This is a genomic window from Merdibacter massiliensis (assembly GCF_900155395.1).
GTDB classification, from domain to species: Bacteria; Bacillota_I; Bacilli_A; order Erysipelotrichales; family Erysipelotrichaceae; genus Merdibacter; species Merdibacter massiliensis.
The window spans coordinates 79,242-90,680 of sequence record NZ_LT699727.1 but is presented as its reverse complement, the minus strand read 5'-3'; the positions used below and the strand labels follow the sequence as shown (position 1 = coordinate 90,680).

The 11,439-nt window shown below is 41.6% G+C and carries 10 protein-coding genes; all 10 read left to right on the top strand.

What is annotated here, in order from left to right; translation table 11 throughout:
* The first annotated feature begins 92 nt into the window (after positions 1-92).
* The 10 genes from mraZ (at position 93) to BQ9859_RS08330 (ending at position 11,438) form a co-directional block, all read left to right on the top strand.
* On the top strand, positions 93-524 hold the full coding sequence (gene mraZ / locus BQ9859_RS08375; protein WP_075877753.1) for a division/cell wall cluster transcriptional repressor MraZ: 432 nt from the start codon (positions 93-95) through the stop codon (positions 522-524).
* On the top strand, positions 521-1,474 hold the full coding sequence (rsmH, locus tag BQ9859_RS08370) for a 16S rRNA (cytosine(1402)-N(4))-methyltransferase RsmH (protein WP_075877752.1): 954 nt from the start codon (positions 521-523) through the stop codon (positions 1,472-1,474). The genes mraZ and rsmH overlap by 4 nt, the downstream gene beginning before the upstream one ends.
* On the top strand, positions 1,456-1,770 hold the full coding sequence (locus tag BQ9859_RS08365; protein WP_075877751.1) for a hypothetical protein: 315 nt from the start codon (positions 1,456-1,458) through the stop codon (positions 1,768-1,770). The genes rsmH and BQ9859_RS08365 overlap by 19 nt, the downstream gene beginning before the upstream one ends.
* 11 nt (positions 1,771-1,781) lie before the next feature.
* On the top strand, positions 1,782-3,962 hold the full coding sequence (locus tag BQ9859_RS08360) for a penicillin-binding protein (RefSeq protein ID WP_075877750.1): 2,181 nt from the start codon (positions 1,782-1,784) through the stop codon (positions 3,960-3,962).
* Between the two features lie 126 nt (positions 3,963-4,088).
* Positions 4,089-5,342, top strand: coding sequence for a cell division protein FtsA (locus BQ9859_RS08355; protein WP_075877749.1), 1,254 nt, complete (start codon positions 4,089-4,091; stop codon positions 5,340-5,342).
* Between the two features lie 18 nt (positions 5,343-5,360).
* A complete protein-coding gene (gene ftsZ / locus BQ9859_RS08350) occupies positions 5,361-6,440 on the top strand; it encodes a cell division protein FtsZ (RefSeq protein WP_075877748.1) in 1,080 nt (359 codons plus the stop codon).
* Between the two features lies 1 nt (position 6,441).
* Positions 6,442-6,882, top strand: a complete 441-nt coding sequence (locus BQ9859_RS08345) for a hypothetical protein (protein WP_075877747.1) — start codon at positions 6,442-6,444, stop codon at positions 6,880-6,882.
* 131 nt (positions 6,883-7,013) lie between these two features.
* Positions 7,014-7,838, top strand: coding sequence for a transketolase (locus tag BQ9859_RS08340; RefSeq protein ID WP_075877746.1), 825 nt, complete (start codon positions 7,014-7,016; stop codon positions 7,836-7,838).
* The gene (locus BQ9859_RS08335) at positions 7,831-8,754 is read left to right on the top strand and encodes a transketolase family protein (protein WP_075877745.1); all 924 of its coding nucleotides are present in this window, start codon (positions 7,831-7,833) and stop codon (positions 8,752-8,754) included. The genes BQ9859_RS08340 and BQ9859_RS08335 overlap by 8 nt, the downstream gene beginning before the upstream one ends.
* A 116-nt stretch (positions 8,755-8,870) precedes the next feature.
* Positions 8,871-11,438 carry a calcium-translocating P-type ATPase, PMCA-type gene (locus BQ9859_RS08330; protein WP_075877744.1) on the top strand — a complete coding sequence of 856 codons (2,568 nt, stop codon included), beginning with the start codon at positions 8,871-8,873 and terminating at the stop codon, positions 11,436-11,438.
* Position 11,439 lies beyond the last annotated feature (1 nt).

Here is an 11,439-nt window from a genome sequence, read left to right as displayed (position 1 = left end):
AAAAACATAGTCCAATACTATACAAAAAAATAAAAAAAGTTTATAATTGAGGTGAAAAGTTCCAGAAAAAGGTGGAAAGTGGGGGACGAAAGGTGCTGATAGGAGAATTTGATCACAACATTGATAAAAAAGGACGAATGATCCTACCTGCTAAATTTCGTGATGAACTAGGCGACAGTGTAGTTGTCAATCGTGGATTAGATGGATGCTTGTATGTATATACCAAAGAGCAATGGGCCAAAGTTTATCAACGCCTGTCCACGCTTCCCAGTACACGCAAAGATGCTCGTATGTATGCACGTATGATGCTGAGCAAAGCTGCGGAATGTGAATTTGATGCACAAGGACGAATTACGATTCCGGCTGGATTGGTAAAACTTGCCAATTTACAAAAGGAATGCAAAGTAGTCGGTGTAGGAACACATATCGAAATATGGGATAAAGGAACTTGGTTAGCATTAGAAGAAGAACAAAATGCTTGTTTTGAAGATGTAGCAGAAAATTTAACGGAGTTTGAACTATGAGCGGGCATATCAGTGTATTGTTGAATGAATGTATTGAAGGACTGCAGATAAAGTCGGATGGAATTTATGTAGATGCCACTTTAGGAAGAGGCGGACACAGCAGTGAAGTATTAAAAAGAATTTCATCCGGTCACTTGTATGCGTTTGACAGAGATATGCAGGCAATTCAAGAAAGTCAGCTTCGCTTAGCTGCTATTTCTGATCGTTTTACTTGTATTCATTCACAATTTTCAAAAATGAAAGAGAAACTGCTGGAATACGGAGTAGAACGCGTGGATGGTATCTTGATGGATTTGGGAGTGTCCAGTCCGCAATTGGATGAGTCATCGCGAGGTTTCTCTTACCGGTATGACGCAAGATTGGATATGCGCATGGACCAGCAACAAGAATTAGATGCATGGAAAGTGGTCAATACATATAGTTATGAGGAATTGTGCAGAGTTCTTCATTGTTATGGAGAAGAACCGTTTGCTAAGCAAATCGCACGTGCAATTGAACGCCGTCGCCAGGTGCATTCCATTGATACAACTTTTCAGCTGGTGGATGTCATACGAGATGCCTTGCCGGCAAAAGTGTTGAATAAAAAGGGTCATCCAGCGAAAAAAAGCTTTCAGGCCATTCGCATTGAAGTGAATGGAGAATTGCAGGAACTGCAAGATGCTTTGCAACAAGCACTGGAATTATTGAATGTAGGCGGAAGACTGTGTGTGATCAGTTTCCATTCATTGGAAGACCGTATCGTAAAAGAAACGTTTGCAAAGGTTGGAAAACCGGCAAAAGTGAACAAACGGCTGCCTGTGGTAGAAGCTGAACAGTTAAATTATCGGTTGATTACCAGAAAGCCGATTTTAGCGAAAGAAGAGGAATTGCAGGAAAATAATCGTTCACATTCTGCAAAACTGCGTATTATAGAGAAAGTGAGGGAGCCTATATGGCAAAAGCAAGACTGATCAAACGGAGAAGAAGAATTCGCATTGAGGGTGTATTGGTTTTGGTGCTGATGATATCAGCAGGTTTGTATGCGCTGTCTAAAATTTGTCTGGCATCCTATAATATCGTATTGTCTAATGAACGCCAACAAACGGCTGCCCAGCTCAGCGATGTGCAAAACAGCGTAAATGTTTTGAAAGCAGATGTCAACGAATTACAGGAACGCAGCCGTGTTTTAGCCATGGTTGAAGATGATGGCATCAATACGAATCAAGAAAATATTTATGTTGTCGATGGGGACAGCAGTGAGCAATAGGAGAGCGTATCATGCGGTTGAAGCGAACAAATCGTAGATTGCTGAACTTAATGTGCATCATAGTAATAGCAGGGGCATTGGTTGTTATGAATGTCCTTTTTACAATGTTTACACATAAACATTTATGGAGCCAGGAAAATGTTTTGCAAGCATTAAATGGAACGGACATCTATAAAACAACGACGACTGCCCAGCGCGGTACGATTTATGATCGCAACGGAGAAGTTATTGCTCAAGACAAAACAGCCTATACGATCATAGCTTATCTGGATGAAGATCGGGAACTGAATGGAGAACCTGCTTATGTTGTTGATATTGCAGATACCGCTGAAAAATTAGCGGATGTATTGGGAGGCAGCGTGAAAGCGGAAAACCTGGTTTCAACGATGGAAGAAGCCAAGAAAAATGGCCGTACACAGACAGAACTGGGGACAGGCACAAAGCGAATAAGTAAAGAAAAGATGGAAGAGATCCAAAAACTAGACCTGCCGGGTATCGACTTTCTTGAGACAAGCGACCGAGATTATCCAACAGGTGTCTTTGCATCGCATTTGATCGGGTTTGCCAGTTATGATGAGGATGAACAAAAAATCATAGGAAAGATGGGTTTAGAATATGCACTCAATGATTATCTGACCGGAGAAGATGGATGGATGCAGTATCAACGAGCAGCAGACGGCACTGAATTGCCGGGAACCCGTTATGTTGGAGCACAGGCGGTTGATGGAAATGATGTGTATCTTACGTTAGATTCCAATGTGCAATCCGTGCTGGAAACAAGTTTGCAAACGACAATGAAGAGCAGTAAATGTGAAAGCGCGTGGGGTTTAGTGGTAGAAGTAGAAACTGGAAAGATCTTGGGATGGGGAAGTTATCCAACCTTTGATATGAACAAACACGATATTACACAGTATTTGAACATGGCCAGCGATAATGCATACGAACCAGGTTCCGTCATGAAAGGAATCACGTATGCCGCGTCTGTGGACTCGGGAACATACCCGTATAATCAGACTTATCGTGCGAAAGCTTTTAATTATACGTATGATGAAGAAACGGGAAAAATTACCCGTACTTCGCAAAAAACCGTTTATCCGACCATTACGGATGCCCAGGGAAAAGACTATGGTACTTTGACGTTTGATGAAGGTTTTGTCCGTTCTTCAAATGTTGGTATCTGCTGTTTGCTAGCCGATTATCTTCCGGCAAAAACTTATGAAGAATATTTGGAAAGGTTCGGATTTTTCAAGTCTGTAGATATTCCTTTTGTTTCGAATGTGACAGGTGTAAAAAACTTTTCGCATCCAAGTGATATCTTGTCTACGGGATTCGGGCAATCATCCTCTGTAACAGCTTTACAGATGGTACAGGCTTATACGGCAATATTCAATGACGGTGTCATGGTGCGTCCTTATGTTGTTGATCGTATCGTGGACAGTTATAATAACGAAACGATCCAATCATGGACCACGGAAGAAGTAGGGCAGCCAATCAGTGCAGAAACAAGCGAATATATGCGCAAGCAGATGGCCAGGGTCGTATCTGAAGATTATGGGACAGGACATCGTTATCAACTGGATGATATCGATGTGATAGCAAAAACAGGTACAGGTCAGATTGCTGGTGAACATGGATATACAGATTCCAAATACACATCCAGTGTCATGATGGCAGCACCGGCAGATGATCCGAAAGTCATGCTGTATTATGTATTCGTATCCAATGATATTATTAATTTTAACGATGAACCAATTAAGAACGTATTCAAAGAAGCGTTGGTTTCGGTTGGCGTAACAGGCGATTCAGAGAACATAACGGATAAAGACAACAGTGATTCCTGGGAAAGCTATGCAACGCCATCCCTTGTTAATCACTCTTTGAACTATGTCAATGAAAAATTGAAAAAATATGATGTGGAAACAGTGATGATCGGCGATGGCAACAGCATCGTTGCACAATATCCAAATGCAGATGAACCGCTCACATCCAATGACCGGTTATTGCTGCTGACAGACGGGACTTCTTATACCATGCCGAATATGATCGGCTGGACTAGAAAAGATGTTGATGCTTTTTGTGAATTGAGCGGTATCTCAATCAATATAGAAGGAAATGGGAAAGTGTCTTCGCAAAGTGTAAAGAAAGGAACATCGATCAGTGCAGAAAGTGAGATCACTGTAAAAATGAAATAGAATGAGGGATGTAGAAAAATGTAAAAAATGTTGAAAAAAGGGATGGAAATGCGAGAATTTCCTATTTAGGAACAAAGTTTTTTATGATATGATAGTAGAGGTATTATATAGAAGTGAGGAAAGTCTATGGGCAGAAAGGAAATCTACGCTGCTTTGGAAATCGCTGATCACGAAGTACGCCTTGTCATTGGAGAACTTTACGAAGCAAGGCTGAATATTCTTCGTGCTGAGAGAGTACAGGTGAGCGGTGTAAGCAATAAAGAGATCACAGATGAAAAAGCAGTGGTGTCTGCGATCCGCAAAGCGGTAGCGAATGCAACAATTGCCTTGGGCTACCGTATAGAACGGGTTTTATTAGCAATCCCGTCGCTGGAAGTAACACGTCAAAATCAAAAGATACAAGTTTCTATCGAGGATGGGACCCGCACCATTCGTTTGTTTCATATTCAAAGCGGTTTTAATAAAGCCATCAGTTACAAGGCCGGCTCAAACGTGGAGTTAGTCAATGTAGGGTGTATCAAATACAAGGTGAATGGGATCACATCTCGAAAAATACCTTTAGGTGAAAATTGTGACAGCTTTGTAATGGATATGGATCTGTTATTTGCACAGAAAAAAGCAGTTTATGCATATGCAAGATGCGTAGAACAGGCAAATCTGGAAATCCTAGATATATGTTTGGATTCTTATGCAATGGCACAAGAGGCAGCTGTTTTTGAGCAAGCAATTGATCGCTATATCGTAGAAGTCGATATTTGCCGTTTTAATACCTGTCTTTCTTTATTTGCCCATGGCAAATTAATGAAATGCATTTTATTAAAAGAAGGATATGCGGCATGGTATGCGGATTTGAAGGCAAAATATGGTCTGAGCGATAGTGTATGTTATCGCTTGTTGCAAAATATCTTCAGCAAATATCCAAATGAAAATGGTGATAATGTCATTTTCTTAGATAGTATCCATGATACGCAGATCCAGCTGAGTGCAAAAGATGTATATGAACTTTGTTATGAAAAGATCCAGGATTGGATCGTAGAAATCAATGAAACTTGCCAGCCAATTACACAAGGCGGAAACACACGTTATGTATTAAGCGGTGAAGGAATGAACATTCAAGTGCTGGAACAGATGTTGGATCAATTTAGTGCACCGGCGAGCGCGTACATACCACAGACGATCGGAGCAAGAGATGGAGCATTCACGAGCGTGATTGGTATGATCTATAATTGGAAAGAAATTCAAGAAATCCGTAAAGACGAGAGAATCAGCGTCAATCGCAATGAAATGGAAGAAAGCGTTGAGGCAATCCGAAAGATCGCTCATGAAGGAGAAGGCGGATTTACCAGAAAATTAAAAAATATGTTGTTGAATGATAGATAGGAAAGAGGGACATGCGGTATGAATGAATTTAATCAAGTAGCAAATATCAAGGTATTTGGAATCGGCGGCGGTGGAAGCAATGCGGTCAACCGAATGGTTGCAGACGGAGTAAAAGGAGTTACGTTTTATATTGCAAATACGGATGTGCAAGTAATGCGCAATTCTGAATGTGAAAACAAAATCGTTTTGGGTCGTGAAACGACAAAAGGTTTAGGTGCTGGAGGAAATCCGGAAGTTGGCCGGAAAGCAGCTGAAGAGACAGAGAACGAAATTCGTGAAGCCATCAAAGGAAGCGATATGGTCTTCTTGACTGCAGGTCTTGGCGGAGGAACAGGAACTGGTGCTGCTCCTTTGTTTGCAAAGATTGCGAAAGAAGAAGGCGCATTGACCATTGGTATCGTTACGAAACCATTTATGTTTGAGGGAAAACGCCGTGAACGCAATGCCATTGCCGGATTGAGCGAACTGCAGAAATATACGGATTCTTTGATCATTGTGTCCAATAACAATTTATTGGAAGTAATCGGTAGAAAACCAATTGAAGAAGCATTCCAGGCAGCGGATAATGTATTGCGTCAAGGTGTCCAGACAATTTCAGATTTGATTGCAGTGCCGGCTCTGGTAAACTTGGACTTTGCTGATGTACGTAGCGTCATGCAAAATCAGGGAGCTGCTTTGATTGGCATCGGTATGGCTGATGGTGAGGATAAAGCAATCAATGCAGCGGAAAAAGCCATTCAGTCACCGTTGCTGGAAGCACAGATCACTGGTGCGAAAAGTGCGATCATCAATATTACCGGCGGCGATAAAGTATCTTTGTATGATGCACAAAGTGCTGTTGCTGTCATTCAGGATGCAGCTGGAGGAGAGATCGATACGATTTTTGGTATTGCCATCAATGAGCAATTGGGCGATGCTATCATCGTAACGGTAATCGCTACTGGTTTTGAACAAAAAGAACAAACCGAAGAAGCAGCAGCGCCAAAGGCTGCGGTGCGTACTGCACCTACTCCTAGAGCTTCAGCTACAGTAAATAAAGAAGATGACAGCGATGACGATTTAGACAAGAGCATTCCTAGTTTCTTCTTCAATCGTTAATATGATCATTTATTATATCGATGATTCCTTTTTTCAACAATCGGCATTTTCAAAGACCATGTATATACGTTTACAAGAACATTTGAAAAAAGATCCGCCTTCGCTGATCTTGATATCTGTTCTAGGAAAAGAATCTGAGCAGTTGAGCAAGTTTATTGAAAAGATGAGTACACAATTTACAATATTGACAAGCCCTTGCAAGGTTCGCTTGGATGATGCAGTCTGTGATCTGTATGCAGATCGTCTGATATTGGAAGAGAGCGCTGTCTGTCATTGTGCCAGCGGCAGTTTTTATCGAATCAATACCGAAAATAAGCTGGCGCAACGGTATTATTTAGATTTTTTCATGCATCATGAAAATGATGCCATGATGGATCTTGCGGATCAAATTGAAGATATCTTACGAAAAAAGTTTGGGTCAAAAAAGCATATCTATCACTAAAAGAGAGTTTTAACTCTCTTTTTTGCCCTTTTCATGAGGTAAAAATAGTTACTTTGCCTGTCCTTTTTTATGGAATGAGAATTGAAAAAAAACAATTTTTTTACTATTATAATAAATAAAGGAGAGAGTATATGGAAAACGAAAAATTAAGAGAACATGCAACAAATGTAAGAAAAAACATTCTAACTGAGATTCATGCAGCTCATAGCGGGCATCCAGGAGGAAGCCTTGGAGCTGCAGATATCGTAACAACTTTGTATTTCGACGAAATGGACATTACTGCTGACAATGTCGATTCGATCGAAAGAGACCGTTTCGTATTGAGCAAAGGTCATGCTTCACCGCTTCTTTATGCTGTTTTATGTGAAAAGGGATTCCTTCCAGAGGAAGAATTGCTGACTTTCCGTCACATAAATTCTCGTTTACAAGGACATCCAAATATGAATTACTTACCAGGTGTCGATATGTCTACTGGTTCACTTGGACAAGGTGTTTCGACAGCAGTTGGTATGGCAATGGCCAATAAACTGGATAAAAAACCATATCGAGTTTATACACTGTTAGGTGATGGCGAATGTCAGGAAGGACAAGTTTGGGAAGCCAGCATGGCAGCTGGCCACTATCAGTTGGACAATCTATGTGTAATCGTGGATCATAATGGATTACAGATTGATGGAGAAGTGGCAAAAGTCATGAACGTAGATCCTTTAGAGGATAAATTCAAAGCATTTAACTTTCATGTGATCAAGATCAATGGTCATGATTATGATGAAATCAAAGCGGCATTAAAAGAGGCTCGTGAAACGAAGGGTATGCCAACTGCGATCATTGCGATGACAACAAAAGGAAAAGGGGTTTCCTTCATGGAAAATCAAGCTGGATGGCATGGAACAGCTCCAAATGATGAGCAATATGAACAAGCAATGAAAGAGTTGGGAGGTATTGATCATGAGTAAATGCGCAACGAGAAATGCTTATGGAAAAGCATTGGCACAATTGATACAGGAAAATGATCGAATCGTTGTATTTGATGCAGATTTGGCTGGCAGCACGAAGACGTCCGAGGCTAAAAAAGTTTGTCCGGAACGCCATTTTGATATGGGTATCGCAGAAGCGAACATGATGGATGTAGCGGCTGGATTTGCAGCTAGCGGAAAAATTGCGTTTGCTTCTACTTTTGCCATGTTTGCAAGCGGAAGAGCTTATGAACAGATTCGAAATACGATTGGTTATCCGCATTTGAATGTGAAAGTTTGTGCGACACATGCAGGATTAAGCGTGGGAGAAGATGGAGCCAGCCATCAATGCATCGAGGATCTGGCTTTGATGAGAGCAATTCCAGGAATGACCGTAGTACAACCATGTGATGGAACAGAAACGATGCAGGCGATTCGAGCAGTTGCTGAAATGGAAGGACCTTGCTATGTTCGTTTAGGACGTTCTGAAGTGGAAGATGTATTTGATGAAAATTATCACTTTACGCTGGGAAAAGGCGTAACGATCCGTAAAGGAAGCAAAGTAGCGATCATCGCTACGGGACTGATGGTTCAAGAAGCTTTGTCAGCCTGCGATATGGTGGATATCGATCCAACAGTCATCAATATCCATACGATCAAACCAATTGATGAAGAATTGATCGTTGAAACTGCAAAGACACATGATATCATCATAACTGCAGAGGAGCATTCGATCATTGGCGGACTTGGCAGTGCCGTATGTGATGTATTGGCAGATAAGGGTCTTGGCTGCCGTGTCTATAAAGTTGGTGTAAAAGATACATTTGGTGAAAGCGGAAAACCAAGTGAATTGTTGCGCAAATATGAGATCGATGCAAAAGCCATTGCCGACAAGATCAATGAAGTTTTAAAATAATAAATGTTATTTGCCAGTGCCTGTATAGTACATACAGGCACTTTTTTTGTCTGCTTTTGACAACAAGAGCATATCTTCTTTTTTCCTGCATAAGGTTTGTTGAAAGGATGGTGGATATGCCATATCAAACGCCTACATATAAAATTCTAAAAAATTTAAAAGTGGATGTGAATGTCGGGGTAAAAAGTGAAGATGTAGATAGAAGGCGGCAGCATTTTGGTGCCAATGTTTTTGAAGAAGGGGAAAAAAGGTCGATTTTGCGATTGTTTTGGGATCAGATCAAAGATCCGATGATTTTGATCCTTTTGCTTGGTGCGATCATCTCTTTTCTTTTGCGAGAAATGATCGATGCTTCCATTATCATTACCGTCGTTATATTAAATGCGCTGATCGGTGTATTCCAGCAGTATCGCAGTGAGCAGGCATTGCAAGCTTTGAAGAATTTATCATCTCCGAAAGCGCAGGTTTTACGAGACGGTGAATACCAAAGCATTGATGCAAAAGATCTGGTTGTAGGGGATCTTGTTTTCCTGCAATCAGGAAATATCGTTCCTGCTGATCTTCGTTTACTGGAAACTGTATCCATGCGCTGTGAAGAAAGCATGCTGACTGGGGAAAGTGATCTCGTCGACAAGGATGCGACGATCCTGTATCCCGATGAAATGCCGGTAGCCGATCAGCGTAACATGGCATTTATGTCAACGGTGGTTGCTGCTGGACATGGTTATGGAATTGTTGTACGCTGCGGAAAGGACAGTGAGGTCGGAAAAATTGCTTCCCTGCTGAAACAGGAGCCGGAAGAAAAGACACCATTACAAAAACGGCTGGCATTTCTATCAAAGATCTTAGGTATCGGTTCTATTTGTATCTGTGCTTTGATGTTTTTTATCGGAGTGTTACAGGGAAGAGATATCTTTGCGATGCTGTTGCTCTCTATTTCTTTGGCTGTGGCAGCCATACCGGAAGGATTGCCTGCCGTCGTTACGATCGTTTTGGCATTTGGGGTAACCGCAATGAGCAAAAAGAATGCAATCGTTCGTCATTTGCATGCTGTGGAAACTTTAGGGTCTGTAAATGTGATCTGCAGCGATAAGACAGGAACATTGACTCAAAACCGAATGCAGGTAGTGGATGTGTATCTGGGGGAGGGAAATACAGATATAGGGAGACATTTGTTACAAGCAGCGATTCTTTGCAATCATGCGCATTTAGGAAATACGCCGATTGGTGAACCGATGGAAATTGCATTATTGCAATATGCGCAAGAACAAGGAGTGGATATTGAAAATATAAGGAAAGAATGTCCCAGTATACAAGAAACTCCATTTGATTCGACACGAAAACGGATGACAAGCATTCATCATACCCCGCAAGGCGCTATCATGTATGTAAAAGGGGCTTTAGAACAAGTGTTGCCGCACTGTACTTATTGCTGGGAACAGGATAGGCGTGTCCGTATGGAGGCAAAACATCGCATGCAAATTCAACATGCATGTGAAATCTTGGCCAAGCAGGCGAAGCGGCTGCTCGTATTTGCCGAAAAAAGAGAAGATGGTTCTTTTCAAGAGGAGCATATGACCTTTTTAGGGTATGTTGCTTTCATCGATCCTTTGCGAGAGGACGTAAAGGAAAGTGTCGAAGTGGCCAAACAAGCAGGCATAGAAGTCGTGATGATCACAGGAGATCATCCGCTGACTGCCTTTGCCATCGCAAAAGCACTGGATATAGCGCAGCAGGAAGAACAGGTCTTGAGCGGAGCACAGCTGGACATGCTCAGTGAAGCGGATCTGCAGGAAAAAGTACAATATGTGCGTGTATTCGCACGTGTGACACCTGCTCATAAAGTGGCGATTGTAGAAGCGTTCAAACGAAGCGGTGCAATTGTTTCCATGAGCGGCGATGGCGTGAATGATGCCCCTTCTTTAAAACGTGCAGATATCGGTATTGCCATGGGAAAAAAAGGAAGTGATGTCTGCCGGCAGGCATCCGATATCATTTTGACAGATGACCGCTTTCAAACGATCATTGATGCGATCAGCGAAGGAAGACATCTGTATATGAATATTCAAAAAGCAGTGCTCTATTTGTTAAGCTGTAATCTAGGAGAAATCATGACTTTATTTTTATCGATCTTGCTGCTGCCATCGCTTTCTTCTCCTTTGGCTGCTGTACAGATCTTATGGATCAATTTGGTGACCGATGCATTTCCAGCTTTAGCCCTCGGTGTAGATCCAAAAGAAAAAGATGTGATGAAACGCCCTCCCCGACCGGTGAAAGAAGGACTGTTTGCACATGGAATGGGCATATTTACGATCTTGAACGGGATGTACATCGGGACGATCACATTGGTTGCGTTTCGTTTTGGTCTGGATCAGGATCTTGCTCATGCACAAACGATGGCTTTTATGGTATTGTCAATGGCACAATTGTTTCATGTTTTAAACTTGCATTCAATATCCCATTCGATTTTCCATAAAGATCTGATCGAGAATCATTGGCTGATATTGACATTTTTCTTTGGCATCCTTTTGCAGATCCTTGTATGCTCGCTGCCGTTTTTCCAATTGCTGCTGCATACTGTTTCTTTAGATTTACAAAGCTGGTGTATTGTTTTTGGATTAAGCGCCAGTATTCTTGTGATCAATGAATTTTCCAAGTTGTTTCATTCTGAACAAAAAATATGAT

Excerpts from the sequence above, each read along its gene's own strand:
- ftsZ (WP_075877748.1), top strand. The coding sequence starts at position 5,361 with ATGAATGAATTTAATCAAGTAGCAAATATCAAGGTATTTGGAATCGGC.
- BQ9859_RS08340 (WP_075877746.1), top strand. The coding sequence starts at position 7,014 with ATGGAAAACGAAAAATTAAGAGAACATGCAACAAATGTAAGAAAAAAC.
- BQ9859_RS08335 (WP_075877745.1), top strand. The coding sequence starts at position 7,831 with ATGAGTAAATGCGCAACGAGAAATGCTTATGGAAAAGCATTGGCACAA.
- BQ9859_RS08355 (WP_075877749.1), top strand. The coding sequence starts at position 4,089 with ATGGGCAGAAAGGAAATCTACGCTGCTTTGGAAATCGCTGATCACGAA.
- BQ9859_RS08345 (WP_075877747.1), top strand. The coding sequence starts at position 6,442 with ATGATCATTTATTATATCGATGATTCCTTTTTTCAACAATCGGCATTT.
- rsmH (WP_075877752.1), top strand. The coding sequence starts at position 521 with ATGAGCGGGCATATCAGTGTATTGTTGAATGAATGTATTGAAGGACTG.
- BQ9859_RS08365 (WP_075877751.1), top strand. The coding sequence starts at position 1,456 with ATGGCAAAAGCAAGACTGATCAAACGGAGAAGAAGAATTCGCATTGAG.
- BQ9859_RS08330 (WP_075877744.1), top strand. The coding sequence starts at position 8,871 with ATGCCATATCAAACGCCTACATATAAAATTCTAAAAAATTTAAAAGTG.
- BQ9859_RS08360 (WP_075877750.1), top strand. The coding sequence starts at position 1,782 with ATGCGGTTGAAGCGAACAAATCGTAGATTGCTGAACTTAATGTGCATC.